Origin of the sequence: Collinsella aerofaciens (genome assembly GCF_040915545.1) — a bacterium.
GTDB classification, from domain to species: domain Bacteria; phylum Actinomycetota; class Coriobacteriia; order Coriobacteriales; family Coriobacteriaceae; genus Collinsella; species Collinsella aerofaciens_BE.
The window spans coordinates 38,495-60,575 of the sequence record NZ_JBCPDH010000012.1 but is presented as its reverse complement, the minus strand read 5'-3'; the positions used below and the strand labels follow the sequence as shown (position 1 = coordinate 60,575).

Annotated in this window: 21 protein-coding genes; all 21 read right to left on the bottom strand. The window is 60.6% G+C overall.

All coding sequences use genetic code 11. The features are described from left to right. Positions 1-395 precede the first annotated feature (395 nt). Entirely contained in the window at positions 396-2,642 is a 2,247-nt protein-coding gene (locus AB5202_RS05590; protein WP_055309899.1) for a polyribonucleotide nucleotidyltransferase, read from the bottom strand. A gap of 149 nt (positions 2,643-2,791) precedes the next feature. Continuing rightward, the gene (rpsO, locus tag AB5202_RS05585; protein ID WP_035138510.1) at positions 2,792-3,070 is read right to left on the bottom strand and encodes a 30S ribosomal protein S15; all 279 of its coding nucleotides are present in this window, start codon (positions 3,068-3,070) and stop codon (positions 2,792-2,794) included. Positions 3,071-3,208: 138 nt separating this feature from the next. Continuing rightward, a complete protein-coding gene (recO, locus tag AB5202_RS05580; RefSeq protein WP_368143753.1) occupies positions 3,209-3,958 on the bottom strand; it encodes a DNA repair protein RecO in 750 nt (249 codons plus the stop codon). A 15-nt stretch (positions 3,959-3,973) separates the two neighbouring features. Beyond that, complete coding sequence (gene era / locus AB5202_RS05575) at positions 3,974-5,041, bottom strand: GTPase Era (RefSeq protein WP_368143752.1); 1,068 nt, start codon at positions 5,039-5,041, stop codon at positions 3,974-3,976. A gap of 12 nt (positions 5,042-5,053) precedes the next feature. Then, on the bottom strand, positions 5,054-5,431 hold the full coding sequence (locus AB5202_RS05570) for a diacylglycerol kinase family protein (protein ID WP_238023185.1): 378 nt from the start codon (positions 5,429-5,431) through the stop codon (positions 5,054-5,056). A 9-nt stretch (positions 5,432-5,440) separates the two neighbouring features. Beyond that, positions 5,441-5,950 carry an rRNA maturation RNase YbeY gene (gene ybeY, locus AB5202_RS05565; RefSeq protein WP_238023186.1) on the bottom strand — a complete coding sequence of 170 codons (510 nt, stop codon included), beginning with the start codon at positions 5,948-5,950 and terminating at the stop codon, positions 5,441-5,443. After that, the gene (locus AB5202_RS05560; protein WP_238023187.1) at positions 5,947-6,933 is read right to left on the bottom strand and encodes a PhoH family protein; all 987 of its coding nucleotides are present in this window, start codon (positions 6,931-6,933) and stop codon (positions 5,947-5,949) included. The genes ybeY and AB5202_RS05560 overlap by 4 nt, the downstream gene beginning before the upstream one ends. After that, positions 6,914-8,206, bottom strand: a complete 1,293-nt coding sequence (locus AB5202_RS05555; protein ID WP_238023188.1) for a MiaB/RimO family radical SAM methylthiotransferase — start codon at positions 8,204-8,206, stop codon at positions 6,914-6,916. The genes AB5202_RS05560 and AB5202_RS05555 overlap by 20 nt, the downstream gene beginning before the upstream one ends. A 9-nt stretch (positions 8,207-8,215) precedes the next feature. Continuing rightward, positions 8,216-9,364: a molecular chaperone DnaJ gene (gene dnaJ, locus AB5202_RS05550; RefSeq protein WP_099431798.1), complete on the bottom strand. Its 1,149-nt coding sequence runs from the start codon at positions 9,362-9,364 to the stop codon at positions 8,216-8,218. Positions 9,365-9,445: 81 nt separating this feature from the next. Then, positions 9,446-10,549, bottom strand: coding sequence for a DnaJ domain-containing protein (locus tag AB5202_RS05545; protein WP_368143751.1), 1,104 nt, complete (start codon positions 10,547-10,549; stop codon positions 9,446-9,448). A gap of 58 nt (positions 10,550-10,607) precedes the next feature. Next, the gene (hemW, locus tag AB5202_RS05540; RefSeq protein WP_368143750.1) at positions 10,608-11,840 is read right to left on the bottom strand and encodes a radical SAM family heme chaperone HemW; all 1,233 of its coding nucleotides are present in this window, start codon (positions 11,838-11,840) and stop codon (positions 10,608-10,610) included. 2 nt (positions 11,841-11,842) lie between these two features. Then, on the bottom strand, positions 11,843-12,886 hold the full coding sequence (gene dusB, locus AB5202_RS05535; RefSeq protein WP_368143749.1) for a tRNA dihydrouridine synthase DusB: 1,044 nt from the start codon (positions 12,884-12,886) through the stop codon (positions 11,843-11,845). Between the two features lie 4 nt (positions 12,887-12,890). Further along, the gene (lepA, locus tag AB5202_RS05530) at positions 12,891-14,702 is read right to left on the bottom strand and encodes a translation elongation factor 4 (protein ID WP_156600831.1); all 1,812 of its coding nucleotides are present in this window, start codon (positions 14,700-14,702) and stop codon (positions 12,891-12,893) included. A 96-nt stretch (positions 14,703-14,798) separates the two neighbouring features. Further along, the gene (rpsT, locus tag AB5202_RS05525) at positions 14,799-15,065 is read right to left on the bottom strand and encodes a 30S ribosomal protein S20 (RefSeq protein WP_022094714.1); all 267 of its coding nucleotides are present in this window, start codon (positions 15,063-15,065) and stop codon (positions 14,799-14,801) included. Between the two features lie 133 nt (positions 15,066-15,198). After that, the gene (gene holA / locus AB5202_RS05520; protein ID WP_195621738.1) at positions 15,199-16,161 is read right to left on the bottom strand and encodes a DNA polymerase III subunit delta; all 963 of its coding nucleotides are present in this window, start codon (positions 16,159-16,161) and stop codon (positions 15,199-15,201) included. 78 nt (positions 16,162-16,239) lie between these two features. Then, a complete protein-coding gene (locus AB5202_RS05515) occupies positions 16,240-18,543 on the bottom strand; it encodes a DNA internalization-related competence protein ComEC/Rec2 (RefSeq protein WP_368143748.1) in 2,304 nt (767 codons plus the stop codon). Then, positions 18,540-19,217, bottom strand: a complete 678-nt coding sequence (locus AB5202_RS05510; protein WP_229089789.1) for a helix-hairpin-helix domain-containing protein — start codon at positions 19,215-19,217, stop codon at positions 18,540-18,542. The genes AB5202_RS05515 and AB5202_RS05510 overlap by 4 nt, the downstream gene beginning before the upstream one ends. Positions 19,218-19,466: 249 nt before the next feature. Continuing rightward, positions 19,467-20,711 carry a tRNA uracil 4-sulfurtransferase ThiI gene (thiI, locus tag AB5202_RS05505; protein WP_195621731.1) on the bottom strand — a complete coding sequence of 415 codons (1,245 nt, stop codon included), beginning with the start codon at positions 20,709-20,711 and terminating at the stop codon, positions 19,467-19,469. Then, a complete protein-coding gene (locus tag AB5202_RS05500) occupies positions 20,712-20,993 on the bottom strand; it encodes a DNA-directed RNA polymerase subunit omega (protein ID WP_035138532.1) in 282 nt (93 codons plus the stop codon). It abuts the gene before it with no gap. A gap of 5 nt (positions 20,994-20,998) precedes the next feature. After that, on the bottom strand, positions 20,999-21,568 hold the full coding sequence (gene gmk, locus AB5202_RS05495) for a guanylate kinase (RefSeq protein WP_006236131.1): 570 nt from the start codon (positions 21,566-21,568) through the stop codon (positions 20,999-21,001). Further along, positions 21,569-21,877 (bottom strand): integration host factor, actinobacterial type, encoded by a 309-nt coding sequence (gene mihF, locus AB5202_RS05490; protein ID WP_006236130.1) that lies wholly within the window; start codon positions 21,875-21,877, stop codon positions 21,569-21,571. It lies immediately after the preceding gene. Positions 21,878-22,081: the final 204 nt, after the last annotated feature.

The window sequence follows — 22,081 nt, the reverse complement described above, 5'->3', positions numbered from 1 at the left end:
ACTTAATGTGGCCTCCGTCGTGAGCAGGACTGTAGAGCAGGAAACTTAGCCCGTGCCGGGGCCGCTGAGCCCTGACCTGCCAATATGAGATAGGTTTATTTTGGTAGGTTTTATCAGGGGAAATACTGCTGTGTCTATCTACTGATCTGAAATCTGACTACTGAATAGACTGTCTAACTCAATAGCGAGCGGCACTAACCAGCCCTTTTGCTTGCGCCCGGGAGGGCCGCATATGAAGTTTATCGCGAGTTCCGCACGCAAAGGAAAGCACTTAATGTGCTTTCCGTCTTGCGCAGGACTGTAGAGCAGGAAACTTCATATGCGGCCCTCCCGGGCGCAAGCAAAAGGGCGACCCCCTTAGGAGTCGCCCTTGTTGAGCTGCTTATGTTTAGCTGTTACTCGGCGTCGTGGTGACGGCGGGGCTTGCGGCCTCCGTTGTCACCGGGACGGCGCGGACGGTCGCTGCGCTCGGAGCGCTCGCGACGCGGACGCTCACGGCGCTGGAAGTGCTCGCCGTCGCCCTCTGAGGCACCCTCGGCGCGAGCCGGGGCCTCGGGCTTATCCAGACGATCGAGCGAAATCTTGCCGCGGTCATCGACTTCGATGACGACGACCTTGACCTCGTCGCCCACATTGAGGACGTCCTCGACCTTCTCCACGCGGCCCTTGGCGACGCGGGAGATGTGCAGCAGGCCGTCCTTACCGGGCAGCAGGTTGACGAAGGCGCCGAAGGGCTGGATGGAGACCACGCGACCGGTGTACTCCTCGCCCGGCTCGGGAACCTTGATGATGAGCTTGATACGCTCGACGGCCTGGTCGACGGACTCGCCGGTGCCGCCGACAAAGACGGTGCCGTCCTCCTGGATGTCGACCGAGGCGCCGGTCTCGTCCTGGATACCGCGGATGACCTTACCGCCGGAACCGATGACGTCGCGGATCTTGTCGGTCGGAACCTGGATGGAAACGATGCGCGGAGCGGTGCTGCGCGTGGTGTGGCGCGGCTCGGGGATCACATCGAGCATCTTCTGCAGGATGAAGGCGCGACCCTCCTTGGCCTGCTGCAGAGCGCGGGCCAGGATGTCGAAGGTGAGGCCGGTGGCCTTGTTGTCCATCTGCAGGGCGGTGATGCCCTCGGTGGTGCCGGTGACCTTAAAGTCCATGTCGCCCAGGAAGTCCTCGAGACCCTGGATGTCGGACAGCACCACGGTCTTGCCCTCCTCCTGGATCAGGCCCATGGCGATACCGGAGACCGGGCGCTTAATGGGCACGCCGCCGTCCATAAGGGCGAGCGTGGAGCCGCAGGTCGAAGCCATCGAAGAGGAGCCGTTGGACTCCATGACCTCAGAGACGACGCGGATGGCGTAGGGGAACTCGTTCTCGTCGGGAAGCACCGGAAGCAGAGCGCGCTCGGCCAGATTGCCATGGCCGATCTCGCGGCGCTTGGGGCTGCCCATGCGGCCGGTCTCGCCGGTGCAGAAAGGCGGGAAGTTGTAGTGGTGCATGTAGCGCTTGCCCTCGGTGGGCTCGATGGTATCCAGACGCTGGCCCTCGTTGAGCATGCCGAGCGAAAGAACCGAGAGCACCTGGGTCTGGCCACGCTGGAACAAACCGGAGCCGTGAACGAGCGGCAGGTAGTTGTCCTTCACCATGATGGGACGGATCTCGTCGGCGGCACGACCGTCGACGCGCTCACCGGTCTCGACGACCATGGTGCGCATGGCCTTCTTCTCGAGCTTCTTGAGCGCCACGGGGATCTCGCGCTCCCAAGCGGCCTGCTCCTCCTCGGTGAACTCGGCACGGATGGACTCCTTCAGAGCCTCAACCTTGCCGATACGGGAGAGCTTGTCGGCGTCACGAAGGGCGGCTGCCATCTCGTCGTAGTGGGCGAAGATGCGCTCCTGGACCTCCTCGACGGGCTGGTCGAGCGGGTACTCCTTCTTGACGATGGGGCCGTTGACCTGCTCCCACTCGGCGACGAACTCGTCCTGAGCCTGGCAGAAAGCGGCAAGGGCCTCCTGGCCAAACTTCATGGCGGCGAGCATGTCGTCCTCGGAGATCTCCTCGGCGCCGGCCTCGACCATCGAGATGAAGTCGGCGGATCCGCCCAGCTCCAGGTCCAGATCGGAGTTCTCGCGCTCCTCGTAGGTGGGGTTGACGATAAACTCGCCGGTCTCCACGTTGCGGCCGATGCGCACGCAGGCAAGCGGGCCCTCGAAGGGCACGCCGCCGAGCGTCATGGCCAGGGAAGCACCCATGACGTTGATGACGTCAAAGGGGTTGACTTGGTCGGCAACAAGCGAGGTGGCGACGATGTGCACCTCGTTGCGGAAACCGTCCGGGAAGCTCGGGCGAATCGGACGGTCGATCATGCGCGCGGTGAGCGTGGCCTTCTCGCTGGGACGGCCCTCACGCTTGAGGTAGCCACCCGGGATGCGCCCTGCGGCGTACATCTTCTCGTTGAAGTCGACGGTCAGCGGGAAGAAGTCGTAGTTCTTGCGCTCCTTGGAGACGACCACGGTGTCGAGCATCGTGGTGTCGCCCTGCTTGACCAGGCAGGCGCCGGTGGCCTGCTTGGCAAGCTCGCCCGACTCGAAGGTGTAGGTCTTGCCGTACAGCTCAAAGGTCTTGGATACGAGTGTCATTGTTCTCCTTTACCCCACAGGCCCCTTGCCTGCGGGCTTCTCATGTGACGCGGGCCCCCTGCCCCCGCCACGCTTCAGAGCGTGATTGTTCGCGCCCTTACACAAAAAGAGCGCCCCGCTGCGCAGGACGCTCTTAGCATGTACAAATCCTACTGGATGTTGTCGCGGATGCCCAGAGCCTTGATGAGCTCACGGTACTCGACGATGTCGTTCTTCTTGATGTAGGAAAGAAGACGACGACGACGACCGACGAGCATGAGCAGGCCACGACGGGTGTGGAAGTCCTTCTGGTGGGACTTCATGTGCTCGGTCAGCTCCTTGATGCGCTCGGACAGGATGGCGACCTGAACCTTGGGGTTGCCGGTGTCGACCGGGGTGTTACCGAACTGGGCAGTCAGCTCCGCCTTGCGCTCTTTGGAAACAGTCATTGTTTCACCTTTCGTTTTGCGTCGCCCACGGGCGACTCGATTCGCCTCGGACTGGGAAGCCGCCGGTGGAGCGAACAACCAAGGTCGAGGTACCAACAGGTCGGTATGTTACCACAAGCAGCCCGCGCCTGCGCATCATCACCGACCCAACATGAATTCCATCGCGCGGAGGCGCTGATCGGTGTGCGTCGCAGCCCAAACATGCGAAAGCCCCAACAAAAATGCAGCGGTATGGGGATCGATCCTCTCGACCATGAGCGCATCGAAAGTCATGGACATGAGGGCGCGCAGCCACGCAACCTCACCGGTCGACACCAGTTCGGCACCCGGAACGCTCGACGCGCACGACCCGCACATGAGACCGCCCGCCTGGGGTGAAAAATACGACAGCATGGGGTCTCCGCACAGCACGCATGCCGAAAAATCAGGTCGATAGCCAACGTGCGACAGCAGTTTAAAGACAAAGGCCGCCACGAGCAGGTCCATATGCGCCGAGTCGAGCCCGCTGCCGACAAGCGTGAGCGCCCGCTGCGTGATGGCAAAGGTAAACGGGTCCTCGGCGTCCTCGAACGAGCACACGCGCGCGACCTCGGCAATCGCGCTTGCGGCGCAAGTCGTCTCGTAATCGGGCGCGGCGCCGAGCGGCGCTTCCATAAGCTCGGCCTGAGAAACCACGTCGAGCGAGCGTCCATGTGCGAGCAGCATATCGACGGTACAGAACAGCTCGCAGCGCGCCGCCAACCGCCCGCCGGGTTTGCGGGCACCCTTTGCCACGGCACGAACCTGCCGACCCCGCTCGTCAAGCATCGTCAGGATCAGGTCGGTCTCTTTGAGCTTCGTCTTGTCGAGGACGAGCGCTTTCGTGCGATATGTGCGAGAACCTGCCATTCGCGCCGCGTGTCCCTAATCTTCGGCGTTGTAGCCAAAGCGGCGAATCTGAGCTTCGTCGTCACGCCAGCCGGCCTTAACCTTCACGTCCAGCTCCAAAAAGACCTGGGTGCCAAAGATGCGCTCAAGGTCGCGACGGGCGTCGATACCGATATGCTTGATCATCTCGCCGCCCTTGCCGATGATAATGCCCTTTTGGCCCTCACGCTCGACGTAAATGGTGGCGTGCACGCGCAGCACCTTCTTGGTCTGCTCGAGCGCATCGCAGATCACGCCCACGGAGTGCGGGATCTCATCACGGGTGCGGCGCAAGACCTTCTCGCGCACAAACTCGGCAACGAGCGTCTCATCGGAAGCGTCGGTACCCATGTCCTCGGGGAACCAACGCGGACCCTCGGGCAAAAAGTGCGCAACGGTCTCGATAAAGGCATCGACGTTGAAGTTCTTGACCGACGACGTCACGATCTCGTCGTCATACTCCATGAGCTCGTGGGCGGCCTTGAGCTGTTCCATAACCTGGGCGGGATCGGCCTCATCGGCCTTGGTGAGCACCAGGACCTTCTTGCAACGGGCGCATCTGACGCGCTCGGCAACCCAGGCGTCTCCCCTGCCGATCGGCTTGGTGGCATCAATCAAAAACGCGACGACGTCGACATCGTTCAACTCGAACAGTGCGCTCTTGTTGAGCTCGGACCCCAGGCCGTCCTTGGGCTTATGAATACCCGGGGTATCGACAAAGACCAGCTGGTAGCCGGGACGGTTGACGACGGCGCGCATGCGACGGCGGGTCGTCTGTGCCACCGGCGAGGTGATGGCGACCTTTTTGCCATAGCAGGCGTTGAGCAGCGTGGACTTGCCGGCGTTGGGGCGTCCGACCAGGGCCACGAAGCCGCTGCGAAAACCGGGCTCCACGTCACCAAAGCCCATAGAACCGTCGTCCTCGTCGCACAGGGCGTCGAGCTCCTCATCGCTCATGCCCTCAAACGGGTCGAACTCCACGACTTCCTCGAGCTCCTCGGTATCCACCGCGTCCAGGGACTCGTCGTCCAAAATCTCATCGGTAGGCTGCATATTGTCGGACATGGGAATCCCTTTCTAAATAAAGCCGAGCGCGTGGGCAAATACCAGCACGCCCACAATCGCGGCAGTGATGGAAAGAACGTATACAGAGGCGGCGGCGATGTCCTTCGCACGCTTGGCCAGCGGATGGAGCTCCTGGGTCGCCAGGTCGACGATGGCCTCCATAGCGGTGTTGCACAGCTCGCCGTGAATCACCAAGCCACAACAGATGATAATCGTGGCCCACTCGGCAATGTCGAGGCCCACGATACAGCCGGCAATGACGGTGCACACGCCCGCAACGAGCATGACCTTAATGTTGCGCTCGGTCTTGACGGCGGTGACGAAGCCCTCCATGGCGTAGGAAAACGACTTAAAGAAGGACGGATGGTCCTTGTTCGATCCGGGAATCATAGACGACTCCTAGTCGTGGGCGTGGTTGGTGATGGGGCCGACGTGGACTAGCTTAGGGTCCTCGCCGCGCTCGAGCGACAGATCGCGCAGGATGGCGTCCTCGCGGGCCTCCATGACCTCGGCCTCGTCGTCCTCGATGTGGTCATAGCCCAGCAGGTGCAGCATTCCGTGTACGAGCATCAGACGGCACTCGTCAGCGGGGCTATTGCCAAAACCGGGGGCCTGACGGGCAATAACCTGCGGGGCCAAGATAATATCGCCGAGCTCGAGCGTCTCATCGGCGGGAATGTCATCGTCAAAGGCCGAATCGCACTCAAACGAGAGCACATCGGTGGTGCGGTCGATACCGCGCCACTCGTGGTTGAGCTCGTGCATCTCGTCCTCGTCGACATACGAAAGGGAAATCTCGACTTCACGCTCAACGCCCTCGGCGGCAAGCACAACCTCGCAGATGTGCTCCACCTCCTGCGCGTCGAGCAGCGTATCGAGCTCGGCATCGTTGCTGATCAATACACTCAACGGGACTCCTTTCGGTCACGTACGCGCTTCTCGCGCACATCATCATAAGTATCGTATGCCTCGACGATACGTCCCACCAAGGCATGGCGCACCACGTCGGGACGCTCGAGGTGCGAAAATGCGACATCATCGACACGGCCCAAAATCTTCTCGACATCCGCCAAGCCACCACGACGACCCACCAGGTCACGCTGGCTCAGGTCGCCGGTAATCACGAACTTGGAGTTGAAGCCCAGGCGCGTCAGGAACATCTTCATCTGCTCGGGCGTGGTATTTTGCGCCTCGTCGAGCACCACGAAGGCATCACTCAGCGTGCGGCCGCGCATGTAGGCAAGCGGGGCGATCTCGATCACGCCGCGCTCCATAAGCTCATCGGTGCGTTCGCGATCCATCATGTCAAAAAGGGCGTCGTAGAGCGGACGCATGTAGGGATCGATCTTTTCCTCGAGGGTACCGGGCAAAAAGCCCAGGTTCTCCCCCGCCTCGACAACCGGACGCGTCAAGATCAGACGGCCCACCTCGTGGCGCTTGAGCGCGGCAACGGCGAGCGCCATGGCCAGATAAGTCTTACCGGTGCCGGCAGGACCCAGGCCAAACGTGATGGTATGCGAGCGAATGGCATCCACATAGCGCTTTTGGCCGAGCGTTTTGGGGCGAATGGCACGACCGCGATACGAAAGCAGCACGTCATCGCGAAGCGACGTAGCCTCGTGCTCACCGTCGCGCAGAACGGCCAGACAGCGCGAGACATCGTCGGCAGAAAGCGTGCGCCCGGCAGCAGCCTCACGAAAGGCATGTTCGAAAAAACGCGCCACGAGTTCGACCTCATCCGGGTCACCGCTCACGGCGATGCTATCGCCACGGGCGACCACATGGGCGCGAACCAAGTTCTCGAGTGCACGAAGGACGCCGTCGCCGGCGCCCAAAACGCGCGAGGGGTCGATACCCTCGGGAACGGTAAGTCTAATCTTCGAGGCTTCCATGAACCTCCCTGCGCGCATGGACCAAGCCGGAATCATCGACTCCGATGATAGCAACATCGAGCAGGCACGGGGCTGTGAGTCCACAGGTATCGTCAAGACGGGCATGATGGAACGAGCCGAGCGTCAGGTTGTCGCCGTACTCGAGGACGGCACGCTCGACGGTGCCCACGCGACGACGAGCGTCAGCAATAGCGAGCTCCTGCGCGGCGGCCCGCATACGGCGGCTGCGCTCGGCCATAACCTCGGGCGGCACTTGGTCGGGCATGTCGGCAGCAAGGGTACCGGGACGCTTGCTATAGCGGAACACGTGCATACGCGAGAAACCCACACGACGGCACAGCGCCAGCGACTCCTCGAATTCCTCGTCCGTCTCACCAGGAAAACCGACGATGACATCGCACGAAAGAGACACCTGGGGCAAGTTGGCGCGAATCATGCGCACCGTGTCCTCAAAGGCCTCGGCGCTATAGGGACGGCCCATGCGATGCAGGGTCGCCGTGCAGCCGGACTGCACGGGCAGGTGCAAAAACGGGGCGATACGCTGCGGATAGCGCGCCATAACCTTAAGCAGGCGCTCAGAGATATCCATGGGCTCGACCGATGAAATGCGCACATGCGGAATAGACGTGCGCTCCATGATGGCCTCGAGCAGCTCATCGATCTCGACATGCTCGTCGGTCGCGCTCTTGCCATCGTAGGCACCCAGGTTCACACCGGTCAGTACCACCTCGGGCACGCCGGCCTCCTGGGCCTCGCGAACTTGCTCAAGCACGGACTCGACCGGCACGGAGCGCTCGGGGCCGCGCGCCTTCCACACAATGCAATAGGTGCAGCGATGGTTGCAGCCGTCCTGAATCTTCACGCCCAGGCGAGAGCGACCGAGAACGTCGACCACCTCGCCATCGCTGCAGGCGGGAACGCTATCGGACTCAACACCCAGCACCTCGCAAACACGTTCGGCGACATCGATCTTGGACGGCTCGGCAATCACGCGATCCGAAAGCTCCGATAGCTCCTCGGGATGCAAATTGACCACGCATCCGGTCACGACCACATAGGGCTCGTTTGGATGGGCCAGCGCATGACGGACGGCCTTACGGGTCTTGGCCTCAGCCTCGCCCGTAACGGCACAAGTGTTAATGACGATCAGATCGGCATCCTGGGGCTCAACAATAGCAAAGCCCAAGCGCATAAGATCGGCAGTGATACGGTCAGACTCAACCCGGTTGACACGGCAGCCGAGGTTGACGACGGAAATATGGGGTGCGAGCACGCGGGCTCCTTAATCGAGGATATCGTCGAGGGCACTCTTGATACGGTCGGTCACCGACTTCTTACCGGAAGCGACGTCATCGCCCATCTCATCGGCAAAAGCACGGAGCAGCTCGCGCTGCTTATTGGAAAGATTGGTGGGAACGACCACGCGCAGTTGCACGATCAGGCGGCCACGCGAACCGCCACCGCCAATGCGCGGCATGCCGTAATTATTGACGCTCACGGTGTCGCCGTACTGGGCGCCGGCGGGAACCGTCACCTTAACGACCTCGTCGGGCATAATGCCCTCGACCTCGATCTCGCAGCCGAGCGCAGCCTGCGCAATCGAGATATCGCTCACCAGGTACAGGTCGTCCCCGTTGCGCTTAAAGCGCTCATGGTCGGCAACGCGCACGTTGACAATCAGGTCGCCCGAAGGCTCGCCGCGAAGGCCGGCCTCGCCAAAGCCGCTCACGCGCAGCTGGCGACCGGTCGAAACGCCGGCGGGAATATCGATGTCGATCTTTTCGTGCGAAGGCGTGCGGCCTTGACCGTCGCAGGTCTCGCAGGGATGATCGATAACCGTGCCCTCGCCATGGCAGTCGGGGCAAGGCGAGGAAGACTGAACCTGGCCCAGGAACGAACGCTGAACCGTCGTGACGTAGCCCGTACCGTGGCAGCGGCCGCACTGCTTTTCCTGTGCGCCCTCTGCCCTACCGGTGCCATTGCAGTCCTCGCAAGGAGCAAGGCGGTCATAGCTGATTGTCTTTTTGCAGCCGAGCGCCGCCTCCTCGAGCGTCACCGAAAGCGAGATGGCCATGTCTCGTCCGCGACGACGCTCACGACGGCTGCGGGCGCCACCGCCGGCACCGCCGCCAAAGAACGACGAGAACAAGTCGTCCATGCCCATGCCACCAAAGATATCGTTGATATCGACGTAGCCCGAACCACCAGGGCCGTCGGCAGTGCCGTAACGGTCGTAGTTAGCACGCTTCTGCTCATCGGAAAGAACGGAATAGGCCTCGTTGAGCTCCTTGAACTTGGCCTCGGCCTCGGGGTCGTCCGAAACATCCGGATGTACGGTACGGGCCTTCTTTAGAAACGCACGCTTAATCGTCCGCGCGTCGGCATCCCTGTCGACGCCAAGCACCTCGTAGTAATCCCTATTTTCCGACACGACCGAATCCTTCCGACTTTCATTATTGTCACAGTGCGTCCTATACCCAAGCAGGGCCGACCGCAAACAGAGGGTTTGATGTTATTGCATTTGGTACGGCGAAAGCATGGCCCGTTGCGAGCAGCTTGCGAACCAAACCGACACGAGCGCGAACATGAAGCCATTGGCAAAACCGTTGGCAAACTGCATCGCACCGCGCTTCCACCACAGCAGGCTGCGATGAAGCACACCGTCCGAAAGCACCATGAACAGGCCCATGGCAAACGGAATAAAGCACATCACGGCAAAGGCCGAGAACACACCCGAGATGGCCGAGAGTACCAAAAACGGCGCTACGATGCCCATCAGGTAAAAACCGGTACGAGCTTTGCCTTCCAAGCGCTCGGCTTCAACATGGGCGCGGCCGACCAGGTCGCCGCCCGCGGCACCGTTGGTGCCAGCATGACCCATGCCGCCAATGCGGACCTCGTCGCCATCGTGCGTGCCGGCAGGAAACTCAATCGTCTGCTCGGAGGTTACGCGAGTACGACCGCTGCCGCCGCAATCAGGGCAGGGATCGGCCACGACTTTACCGGAACCGCCGCACTCGGGGCAGACCGACTGGAACGTACCCGCACCAAACAGGAAGGACAGGTCGACGTCGATGTGGCCGCGGCCACCGCAGCTCGGGCAGGTATGGGCATGCTCAGACGAAACGGAGCCCGAGCCGCCGCAATGTCCGCACGTATCGAAACGCGTATAGCGGACGGTCTTGCGGGCACCGCCCTTGGCCTCCTTGGCGTCGAGTTTGATATCGACGACCACGTTGGCACCGTTCTCGGGATTATAGGCAGCCTGCCCACGACGCTGTTGGCCCCAGGCGCCGCCAAAAGGAAAGCCGCCCTCAAAGGGATTGCCATAGCCCGTGCTGCCGGCGTAGCCGCCACCATAGGGGGAAGCCGTAGGAGCACCGGAAAAGGGATTGCCGGAACGCATGGCGTCGTAGCGCGCACGTTTTTGCTCATCCGAAAGCACGGCGTAGGCCTCGGAAACCTCTTTAAACTTTTCCTCGGCATCCGGCTCTTTGTTGACGTCCGGATGGAGCTTGCGGGCCTTTTGCTGGAAGGCCTTTTGAATATCACGCGAGGTGGCGTCCTTGGAGACACCCAGAATCTCGTAGTAATCTTTTTCGTTCATCGTCGCCATGCGCGGCAACCTCCTGCTCACAGCAGCGTATATATTCCGGTAATTCTACCCGAGCGACCTAAGCTAGATCCCAAAACAGCTCGAACAGAACATTTCCATCGAGCCAGCCCAGGTGTGTCGGCGCTAAACGAGCTCGAACATGGCCCGCGATGACATCTGCCGAAGTGAAGGGTCCCTCATGGACTCCGAGCGTCTCGGGCACCCAAGTGGCAAGACCCAATTCGAGCGCGCGATCGCAGGCAGCTGCCAGCTCATCGGCCGGGACGGCACGAGCCGCGCGAACCAAAAGGTCGGACGCGACACCGCGCGTCATGCGACAAGCAAGCATCAGGTCTTCGGCCGCAGCCTCGCGCTGCGAGAGATATTCGGCCTCGAACGCCGTCGCGTCATCGTCACGTTGCACCAGACGCACGCGGTACGAATCGCCTCGAGAAGACACGCCGGGGAACAAACCTGCAAGACGATCGAAATCCTCGGTATCGAGCATGCCCGCGGCAGAGCGACCCAGGCCCAAATAGCCCTGGCCGGTCCAGTAGGCAATGTTATGGGCGCACTCATGTCCGTCGAGCGCATAGCTTGCCACCTCATACGGGTGATAGCCGGCCGCACCCAGACGCTCACGCGTCACATCCATGCACGAAGCTTGAAAATCCTCGTCGGGCTCGACCGACTCGTCGCGGCACGCCATGCGATAAAGGGGAGTCCCCTCCTCAAGCGTGAGCGGGTAGACCGACACATGATGCGGAGCCGCCGCCAGCACGCCATCGAGCGTGCGCCTCCAACTCGCTGCGGTCTGCCCAGGAAGTCCGCACATAAGGTCGCACGACACGTCAAGCCCAGCGTTCTTGACTGTCGCGATGGCGGCAAGCGCCCGATCGGCATCGTGAATACGGCCGATAGCGGTAAGTTCGATGTTATCGAGCGTTTGCACGCCCAGAGAGACGCGTGTGACACCAACCTTGGCAAGCGCAGCGGCAAGCTCGGCGGTCAGCGACTCGGGATTGGCCTCGCAGGTAAACTCAACGGGGGCGCACCACGCACGAATACGCCGCGCCAGCTCCACCAGGCGCTCCCCCGCCAGCGACGGCGTACCACCGCCAACATAGACGGTGCGGATCTGTTCAAGGGCCCCAGCCTTGCCAAAAGCATCGAGGCGCGCGAACAACTGCTCAAAATAGACATCGAGCGCAGCGCTCAGGTCGCACGGAGCAAAACTGCGCGAGTCAAAGTCGCAGTACCGGCACTTTTGGGCACAAAACGGCACGTGCACGTACAGCGCGGTAACGGCCACCCTTAAGCCTCCAGCGGATGAGGGGGCACCGATTCGCCGGCGGCAAGGGCGGCCTCGCAGGCCACCACATCGCGCTCGATCTCATCGACCAGAGCCATGAACTCCTCATACGTGGAACAGCGCACCACATGGGCACGCCAAGCGGCGGCATGAGGCATGCCTTTTAAGTACCAGCTTGCGTACGTGCGGGCACGCGACATGAGCGGCAGGAGCTCATGCGTCAGCGTTAGGTGCTCACGCAGGGCGTCCAGGCGCTCGACGGAGCTGCGTGCCGGCACCGGTATGCCATCGAGCGCAAGAGCGCGAGCATCACAAAAAACCCAGGGGTTTCCGTAGATGCCGCGCGCGATAAACACCGCGCTGGCACCCGAGCTGCGCAGATGCTCTGCGGCATCCTCGGCGCAGAACACATCGCCCGAACCGATAACGGGAATCTCGACGGCGTCGGCCACCTCATCGACGACAGACCAATCGGCCTGGCCCGTATAGAGCTGCGTGGCACAACGACCGTGCACGGCAACTGCAGAGGCGCCCGCCCCTTCAAGCATCTGGGCAAACGTTGCGGCGTTGCGGTCCTCGGCATAAAAACCCTTGCGGATCTTCACGGTCACGGGAACATGCGCCGCGCCCACCGCTGCCTCGACAATCTTCTCGGCCAGGTTGGGCGTGCGCATAAGCGCCGAGCCTTCGCCCTTGGTAACGACCTTGCGAGCCGGACAGGCCATGTTGATATCGATCAATGACAGGCGATCGCCCACACGCTCCTCGACGGCGGCGACGGCATTCGCAAACTGCTCGGGCTTGGAGCCAAAGAGCTGCACGCAAATCTGCTGCTCCTCGTCGGCCGGTAGCACCAGGCGCCAGGTCTTGTTGCTGGCATAGGCAAGGCCCGCCACGCTCACCATCTCGCTATAGGCGAGATTGGCACCGCGGCGGCGGCACATGATGCGATAAGCGGGATCGGTTACGCCCGCCATGGGAGCCATAAGGAACGGCTGCTCGGCATAGGCGCCCAGCAGCCGCTTGCTGTATTCGGAAAGCGCCATAGACCTACTCGTCCACCTTGAGGATCGCCATAAAGGCCTCCTGCGGGACCTCGACCGAGCCGATGGCCTTCATGCGCTTCTTGCCCTCTTTCTGCTTCTCGAGCAGCTTGCGCTTACGCGAGATATCGCCGCCGTAGCACTTAGCAAGAACGTCCTTGCGACGCGCTTTGACGGTAGAACGGGCGATGATCTTGTTGCCGATAGCACCCTGGATGGGAACCTCGAACAGCTGACGCGGGATGATCTCCTTAAGTTTGTCGCACAGACCACGGGCCAGGCCATAGGCCTTGTCCTTATGGACGATAAACGACAGCGCGTCCACCTCGTCGCCCGAAAGCAAGATATCGAGCTTAACGAGCTCGGAGGGACGGTACTCGTTGAACTCGTAGTCGAGCGAGGCATAGCCCTTGGTACGACTCTTGAGCTGGTCAAAGAAGTCCAAGATGAGCTCGGCGAGCGGCATATCGAAGCGCATCTCGACCGATTTGCTCGTCAGGTGGATCATGTCGGTCGTAACGCCGCGGTGCTCGATGGCGAGCTGCATAACGGCACCCGTGTACTCAGGCGGGCAGATGATCTTTGCCTTGAGGTAGGGTTCCTCGATACGCTCAATGCGCGTGGCCTCGGGAAGGTCCTGCGGGCTGCGGACATCGACCATCTCGCCATCGGTCTTGTACACGTGATAGTCGACCGAAGGGCTCGTGGCAATGAGGTCCAAGTTGAACTCACGCTCGAGGCGCTCCTTAACGACCTCCATGTGCAGTAGGCCCAAGAAGCCCACGCGGAAGCCAAAGCCGAGTGCCACCGAGGTCTCGGGCTCCCACACCAACGACGGGTCGTTGACGTGGAGCTTATCGAGTGCGTCACGCAGGTTCTCGTAGTCCTTGTTATCGATCGGGAACAGGCCCGTATAGACCATGGGCTTGGCCTCGCGGTAGCCGGGAAGCGGCTCGGGGCAGGGATTCGACGCCCACGTAAGGGTATCGCCCACGCGCACGGCCTCGGGGTCCTTCAGGCCCGTGACCACGTAGCCCACCTCGCCAACCGTCAGCGCATCGACCGGGGTCTCGGCGGGACGCTTGACGCCCACGCCATCGACCAAAAAGTCGCCCTTTGCCTGCATCATGCGCAGGGTATCGCCTTTTTTGATGGATCCGTCAAAGACGCGCACCGTGGCGACGACGCCACGATACTCGTCGAAGTACGAATCCAGAATGAGTGCCTTGAGCGGCGCGTTCGCATCGCCCTTGGGCGGAGAGATCAAAAAGACAATGGACTCTAGCAGATCGTGGATGCCCTCGCCGGTCTTGCCCGAGACACACACGGCATCATCGGCAGGAATCGCCAGGTCATCCTCGATCTCGGTCTTAACCTCATCGGGATGGGCCGAGGGCAGGTCAATCTTGTTGATGGCCGGCACAATGTCCAGATTGGCGTTCATGGCGAGCGTCGCGTTGGAGACGGTCTGCGCCTCGACGCCCTGCGTGGCGTCGACAACGAGCACCGCGCCCTCACAGGCTGCCAGCGAGCGCGAGACCTCGTAGGTAAAGTCCACGTGGCCCGGCGTATCGATCAGATTGAACTGATACGTCTCGCCATCGTCGGCGTCATAGGACACGCGAACGGCATTGGACTTGATCGTGATGCCGCGCTCGCGCTCGATATCCATAGTGTCGAGCAGCTGCGACTCCATATCGCGCTCGTCAACGGTATGGGTGAGCTCGAGAATGCGGTCACTGATCGTGGACTTGCCATGGTCGATGTGCGCAACAATCGAGAAGTTGCGGATGTGGGAAATGTCAATTGAAGTATTCATGCGGACTATCTTACCCGAGCGATACAAAAAATGGAGCCTGTTCCATAAAACAGGCTCCATTTATGCGCGTAATCTGTGTGATGTGAAATTTACAACTTAGGCGTTGATGCTGTTCACGAGCTTGGCAAGACCGGACTTGCGGTTGGAAGCCTGGTTCTTGTGGATAACATGCTTGGCGGCAGCCATGTCGAGACGCTTGGTGACGGTCTTGAGTGCAGCCTGGGCCTTCTCGGCGTCGCCCTCGGCGACGGCGGACTGGACGTGCTTGGTCAGCGTCTTGAGCTCGGACTTGACAGCCTTGTTACGCATGCGAGCTGCCTCATTGGTGCGGATACGCTTCTTCTGAGACTTGATGTTTGCCACTTCTGGAGTTCCTTTCGAGTTCCTTGCAAAAAATGTATGACACCTCTGAGACACGGTGAGGTCATGCAAGCGCTTACTATAGCACGCTCCCCCTCAAAGGGATAGAACGAATTTGTCAAATAGGCAGGTATCATCACGATTTTCTCAAGATGTTCGTAATCCAGAGCAAAAGCGCGGTCCGAGAATCGGCCGAACCCTTGAGCGCGAGCTCCACATCGACCGCACCCTCGAGCGCTGCGACGAGCTCTGCCATCGAAAAGCGACGTGCCCAGGTCAGGTGATTCTTGACCTGCCAGGACTGGAGCTTGAGCGTTGCGGCCAGCTCACGACCCTGTCCGCGCGCATCGAGCGCCTTGGCAACGATAAGCTCGCGAATGCGGCCGCACAGCAATGTGTAGGTCCACACGTAGCTCTTGGAGGGCAGTAGATTGAAAAGCTCGAGTGAGCGGCGCATGTCACGTGCCGAGACCGCATTGAGAAAGTCCCAGGGCTGGACTTCGGCCGTGCGCACGATCCAGCGTTCCACATCGGCAAGCTCAATCTGAGGCGCCTCAACCATTTGGGCAAGCTTAGCCAAGTCGTTATCGAGCATGCGAGTGTTTTCACCCGAACGCGAGACAAGTTCCTCGGCGGCCGCCGTCGAGATCGACTTGCCATGCTGCGTCGCCATCTGCTGCACGCGGCGCGGAAGCTCCCAGCGCTTGGTGCCGGAGCAATCGATCACGGCCTTCTTGTCAATCTTGGCGATTGCCTTGTACAGGCGCGTGTTCTTGGCAAGCGAATCGGCGATTATGAGGCAAACCGTTGTGGGGCTGGGACTCGCCAGATACTCGACGAGCGGCTCCGAGACCGCCTTGGCGAGCTTTGAACAGCCATCAAGGATTACCAGGCGAAACTCACTGCCCATCGGAAAGGTGTTGAGCGATCCGATAATCGACTCGATATCGGGGTCTTTGGTCATATCGCGCTCGTCGAGGTTGAACTCGACCATGCCCGTCTTTTCCAGACGCGCTTTCATACGCGAGACGGCGTGATCGCGCTTGACTCCGTCGGTACCGACGATCAGATATGCAGGCAACAGACCGGTTTCGGACATCGCGCTCCCCTCCCGCAGGCCTTCGTATTCGCTCCGTGCCATTCTAGCCCAGGGGCCCACCGCGCGCCAACGATGTCATCACGGTTGCTGGCATCGCATCGCAAAGCCATTCGCAGTCGGCGTGACGGTAATGTCGCCGTGTTCGATAGTGCACGCGAAAACGCCGCCCGCTTCCTTAACGGCATCGATGCAGGCATCGGACGGATGGCCGTATCGATTCCCCTCGCCCGCGCTCGCGAGGGAAAGCTCGGGCTTCAGGACGTCCAGCAACTGACCATCGACTGAAACCTTAGAGCCGTGATGCCCAAGTTTAAGGACATCGATATCCCCCACCTCCTGCACGAATTCCCGTTCTTGGTCGAGCTCGGCATCACCGGTGAGTAGTATGCGCAGGCCCTTGCCTTCCTGATCATAAGAGAGCAACAGGACAAGCGAGTCCTCATTTCCCTCGCCATCCACGGCCTCGAATGGCCACATCACGCGGGCGCAAAATGAGCCGATATCGACCGTATCCCCACGGCGCACCTGCCGATACTCCACGCCAGGTCGGTTCAATACCTCGGCAGGAGCATCCTCCAGCGCATCCGCCGCCACGGCAATCGTTCCGACCGAAAACTGTTCAAGCACGGCAGGCAGACCACCCCAGTGATCCTCATCCCAATGCGTCACAAAGACGGCATCGATATGGTGCACGTTATTGCGAACCAACGCCGCCACCACGCGCTCGTCGAGCCCGCAGTCGACGAGCGCCACTGCGCCGCCCTGGCGAATAAGAATCGCATCGGCCTGGCCCACATCGAGCACCGTCACCGAAGGCGGAGCGAATCGATCCCAGTAGACGTACGGAATCGCAGCCAAGAGCACCAGGCATGCAAGCCCCACCGACATAGGACGTGCACGGGGACGCGGCCACCAGACAAGCAGAACCGCCAGCAAACACGGCACTAGGTAAATCCACATGCTATCGGGCGGCACGCTCACGGATGCACCCGGCACGGCGGCAAACAGCTGCTCAAAGAACAGCGCGCAACGGGCGGCAATCATGGGCACAACGAGCGCCCAAGTCCGCAACGGCGCCACGAGCGAAAAGGGAACCAGCACGATCGACACGACGAGCAGTACACTCACCACCGGACCGAGGACCGCATTTGCCAGCGGAGCAATGAGCGAGAACGTACCAAAGGCAGGAATGGTAATGGGAAGTGTCGCCAGTTGCGAGCACAGCGTGACGGAAAGCATGCCGGCAACGCCCGACGGAACACTAAGCTCACCCAAAGCGTAGGTCGCATAGGGGCAAAAGCACAGAATGGCTAAGACGCTGGCACATGAAAGCTGAAAGCCCATCTCTAACAGAACCGTCGGCCGCAGCAGCACAAAGATGGACATGGTTACGAAGAGTGCCGAAAGTCCGTGCCGGCGACGCCCCGCGCCGTTTACGACAAGCGTCGCGAACAACATGCAGCACGCGCGCACGGCCGAGGGAGACGCGCCCGTAAAGGCAACGTAGCCCACAAGCGTTATCGCCAATATCGCCCGCTGAAGACCACGCGAGCACCGAGTCTTTTGCAATACACCCTCGATTACAAACCCCACGATAGCCAAATGGCTGCCCGAGACGGCGATAAGATGCGCCGTTCCCGTCACCGAAAACCAGTCGCCCGCCGGCTGGGCGCGCAGCTCGGCCGAACGACCGCAGGCGACACCGGCTATGAGTGCACGCGCCGGGTCGGTCGCAGGCGCGATGGACGCAAGCAGCCCATTTCGCATCCGATGAAGCGGCCCCGGAGAGTCCTCATCGACCGACAAAATCCGAACGACTTTAACCTTGCGCACCTCACCTCGGAGCACGCGCGATCGTCCATACGCATCGTTCTCAAAACGTGAAACGCGACCGATAACACGCACGTGCGCCCCGACCTTGAGCTCGCGGTCAAACGATAGGCGAACCGTTGCCAGGTTCTTACCGTCCGCGCATGCCTCGCAGGTATAGGAATACACGTCGTCGTTTATGGATGGATCACCCTGCACGACAAACTCGAGGCTACTTGCCGCTCGACCATCGAACGCCTTCGAGGCACTCAGCGTGCCCAAAGCCCACCACACCGAGACGACCGCTCCCGCCACGAGACCGACGGACGCGGCATACAGCCACCGCTTCAAAGGGGCAAGCCGCGCACAAGATTGAGCCAGCACAACGAATACCGCCGCCGCAACGGGAATGGCCCATAGCGGCCCGACCGCCGGAGCCCGCTCCCTCAGCAGCGCATCAGCGACCATGTTGAGCACCAAGACGCAGCTCATGCACATGCCGGCACACAGGGCCATCGTCCACGGCATCAGGGGCCGCGGAGGCATCACGTGCTCGCGCTCGGTCGCACTCATACGCAGATGCAATCTTTGATTTTGGCAAGCTTCTTCTCGCCGATTCCCGACACACGCATCAGATCGTCAACCGAAGAAAAAGCACCGTTCTTTGTCCGCTCATCGATAATCGACTGGGCCATGGAGGGGCCGATGCCCGAAAGCGTCTGCAGCTCTGCCGCGCTTGCCGTATTGATATTTACTAGGCCTGTTGCGCCACTCACGCCCGATGATGCGGAAGCCCCACCATCAACACCGGCTTCCGCAATGGACGCCTGCTGCTCCCCTACCGTTGGAACGTGAATCTTCTGTCCATCGACGACCTTAGATGCCCGATTGAGCCCCGTAACGTCTGCCTCGAGCGCCAGCCCGCCGGCGGCATCAATCGCCTGAGCCACCCGCGCGCCGTCCTTGAGACGATATACACCGGGCGACACAACGGCGCCATCGACATCGACATAGACCTCTGCCGCGGCAGAAGCCTTAGACGAAGAGCCTTCGGATGTCTTTCCGCTCGAAGCATCGCCGGATCCCGGCTCCACTAACGAACCCGAACCATCAGTGCGCTCAAACGACACACTGCCGGCACCGCCGCCAAGGTTCGCCATCGCCAGTCCACTCGCCATCGCAATGACGACCAGTATCGCCATCACCACCGCCTTATGACCGAGCAGCTTGTCCGCCAAGCGGTCCATCCGTTTGACCCGTTCGTGTTGTTCGCGCTGCGCCATAGCAAAACCTCCCAACACCATCGTGTCAGGAAAAGAGTCCTGCAACAGTCATTCTCCAAAACCGGTTTTCGCGGTCAAACCAAAAGCCGATCAAAACCTTGCACAAATCTGTCCATTTATTCAGGCACACGTCAGCAAATGAACACTTAGCCGCAAAATGCCCAGATAGCAAAAGACCGACGATGCAGGCGCATCGTCGGTCTATGCACAAATTTACTCGTGATCTTGGTAAATCTCACGCGGAGCAAGCTCCGAATGGTTGCGTTTTAAGGTCTTAGGGGCCTTATACGTGTTGCTCTCGAAGTCGATGTACTCGGTCTGCTTGAGCAGGCGCTCGATCATCTCCTCGTGATCGAACAACTCCCAAGCCTCATGCACGGCATCGAGTTTAGCGTGCGTCTCGGGACGGCGCGGCATAAACAGCGTGCAGCAGTCGGGAGCGGCCTCAGTCGAGATATCGAACGTACCGATCTCCTCGGCGCGAGCGATGATCTCCTGCTTGTCCGAACCGATGAGAGGACGGAACACGGGGATCTTCACGGCCTCGTTGACGGCCATGATGTTCTCAAGCGTTTGGGAGGCAACCTGCCCAAGCGATTCACCCGTAACGATGGCCTTGGCGCCCTCGATGTGTGCAATGCGCTCGGCAACCGAATACATAATGCGGCGATACATGATCACGCGCAGGTTGCTGGGACAGGTGACCGAAATCTCACGCTGGCAGTCGCCAAACGGCACCACGTACAGGCGACCGATCTGGACACCCGGCTCAAGCGCACGGATGATGTCCTGTACCAAATACTCGCTCGTATCGGGCGTCTGCGGACGACCGGAGAAATGTACCGGCACGCACACCGCACCGCGACGCGCGAGCATCCAAGTCGCCACCGGAGAATCGATACCCGACGACAGCAGCGTCACGACCTTGCCGGCAGAACCCACCGGCAGACCGCCCACGCCGCGCTCGGAGCGCGCGTACACATAAACGCTACCCTGAACCACCAGTACGTGCACCATGGCATCGGGGTCGTGCATTTGAACCTTTTTATCGGGGAAGGCCTCACACAACACCTCGCCCACCTGACGATTGATGTCAATCGAGGTGAGCTCATAGTCGGTATTGGAGCGCTTGGCATGCACCTTAAACGAATCGAAGGAACCAAACTCGCGCAGCGCCTTGACGGCGGCGGCACAGTACTCCTGAGGGTCGCGATTGGTGTGATACGCCAAAGACACGCGAGCAACGCCGGGAACGGTGCGAATGACACGCGCCGCCTCGTCGGCCTGATGCTCGTTAAAGGTCACGAGGATATAACCGGAAATTCGAGACACGGCATTCACGGAAAAGGCGGCCAAGGCCGCCTTGATGTTATCCATGAGGATATGCTCAAAATGTGCGCGGTTCTTACCCTTCAGTCCAACCTCGTGATAGTGGACCAGGCAGACGCGAGCCGCCATTTAGGCTTCAGCAACCTTGTGGCCGAGCGCCTTCTCGTAACGGGCCTCGTCGTAAGAGATGTCGCCGTCGACAATCTCGTCCATAGCCATCGAGATGGTATCGGCACCGGAAAGCCCGATGGTGATGTCATCGACATCCTGGACGGCAAGCACGCGGTTGTGCTGGCCACGCAGCATGCTGTTAATGTCGCAGGCGCGCTTGGAGGCAAGCGAAGCGAGCAGGAAGCGGTTGTGATCGGTCTTCTCCAGAAGATCGTCAATGCAAGGCTTTACAACGGACACGGACCTCAGATCCTTTCATGCATATCGAGAACGCGAACGAGCTCATCGGTCGCGCGGTCGAGATCGTCATTAACCACGACGTCGTCGTAGCGGTCGGCAAGGGCAAGCTCATCGGCGGCGTTTGCCATACGCAGCTCAATCGTCTCGGGCGTCTCGGTACCGCGACCGACTAGACGCTCGCGAAGAACCTCAAGCGAAGGCGGCTTGATAAAGATCAACACGGCCTCGGGGAAACGTTCCTTCACCTGCAGGGCGCCCTGGACATCAATCTCCAAAATCAGAGACGCGCCCGAGGCGAGCTTGGATGTGACCTCGCTCACCAACGTGCCGTAGCAGTTACCGTGGACCTCGGCCCACTCAACAAACTCACCGTTTGCCACGCGGCGGTCGAACTCCTCGCGCGTCAGAAAAAAGTAGTTGACGCCGTCGACCTCACCTTTGCGTGGTGCTCGCGTGGTAGCCGAAACCGTCAGGCCCAGGTTCGAGCGGCGCTCGCGCACACGAGTGACGAGCGTACCCTTGCCTGCGCCTGACGGTCCAGAAATCACAAAGAGCTTGGAATCCTGAGCGCTCACTTATTTGGTCAGCTGCTCGAGGAGCTGCTCGCGCTGACGGACGCCGAGGCCCTGGACGCGACGGGTAGCGGAGATACCGAGCTCCTCCATGATCTTGGCGGCCTTGGCCTTGCCATAACCAGGGAGAGACTCGATGAGGGTGGAAACCTTCATGCGGGAAGCGATGGGGTCATCGGAGTTGAGCACGGACTCGAGGGACTTCTCGCCCTTCTTGATCTGCTCGCGAAGCTCAGCGCGGGCGTGACGTGCGGCAGCAGCCTTCTCAAGAGCCTGCTTGCGCTGCTCATCGGTAAGCTGAGGGAGTGCCATTCGTACCTCCAAATAGTTGGGTTATATCTGATTCAATAATTGGCATTTTAGCACGTAGAACGTACAAAATGCCCAATCGCGGCTCCATAGGTTAGACGATACCCGCAAAAAGTGCAATATACTGCGCCCAAAGTTAAGCCCCTGACCTGCGATTCCACACAAAGGATGGGAAAGTTTACGCAGGCACAGGGGCTATTTTGTGCT

Excerpts from the sequence above, each read along its gene's own strand:
- AB5202_RS05590 (WP_055309899.1), bottom strand. The coding sequence starts at position 2,642 with ATGACACTCGTATCCAAGACCTTTGAGCTGTACGGCAAGACCTACACC.
- rpsO (WP_035138510.1), bottom strand. The coding sequence starts at position 3,070 with ATGACTGTTTCCAAAGAGCGCAAGGCGGAGCTGACTGCCCAGTTCGGT.
- recO (WP_368143753.1), bottom strand. The coding sequence starts at position 3,958 with ATGGCAGGTTCTCGCACATATCGCACGAAAGCGCTCGTCCTCGACAAG.
- era (WP_368143752.1), bottom strand. The coding sequence starts at position 5,041 with ATGTCCGACAATATGCAGCCTACCGATGAGATTTTGGACGACGAGTCC.
- AB5202_RS05570 (WP_238023185.1), bottom strand. The coding sequence starts at position 5,431 with ATGATTCCCGGATCGAACAAGGACCATCCGTCCTTCTTTAAGTCGTTT.
- AB5202_RS05560 (WP_238023187.1), bottom strand. The coding sequence starts at position 6,933 with ATGGAAGCCTCGAAGATTAGACTTACCGTTCCCGAGGGTATCGACCCC.
- AB5202_RS05545 (WP_368143751.1), bottom strand. The coding sequence starts at position 10,549 with ATGGCGACGATGAACGAAAAAGATTACTACGAGATTCTGGGTGTCTCC.
- dusB (WP_368143749.1), bottom strand. The coding sequence starts at position 12,886 with ATGGCGCTTTCCGAATACAGCAAGCGGCTGCTGGGCGCCTATGCCGAG.
- lepA (WP_156600831.1), bottom strand. The coding sequence starts at position 14,702 with ATGAATACTTCAATTGACATTTCCCACATCCGCAACTTCTCGATTGTT.
- holA (WP_195621738.1), bottom strand. The coding sequence starts at position 16,161 with ATGTCCGAAACCGGTCTGTTGCCTGCATATCTGATCGTCGGTACCGAC.
- AB5202_RS05515 (WP_368143748.1), bottom strand. The coding sequence starts at position 18,543 with ATGAGTGCGACCGAGCGCGAGCACGTGATGCCTCCGCGGCCCCTGATG.
- AB5202_RS05510 (WP_229089789.1), bottom strand. The coding sequence starts at position 19,217 with ATGGACCGCTTGGCGGACAAGCTGCTCGGTCATAAGGCGGTGGTGATG.
- thiI (WP_195621731.1), bottom strand. The coding sequence starts at position 20,711 with ATGGCGGCTCGCGTCTGCCTGGTCCACTATCACGAGGTTGGACTGAAG.
- mihF (WP_006236130.1), bottom strand. The coding sequence starts at position 21,877 with ATGGCACTCCCTCAGCTTACCGATGAGCAGCGCAAGCAGGCTCTTGAG.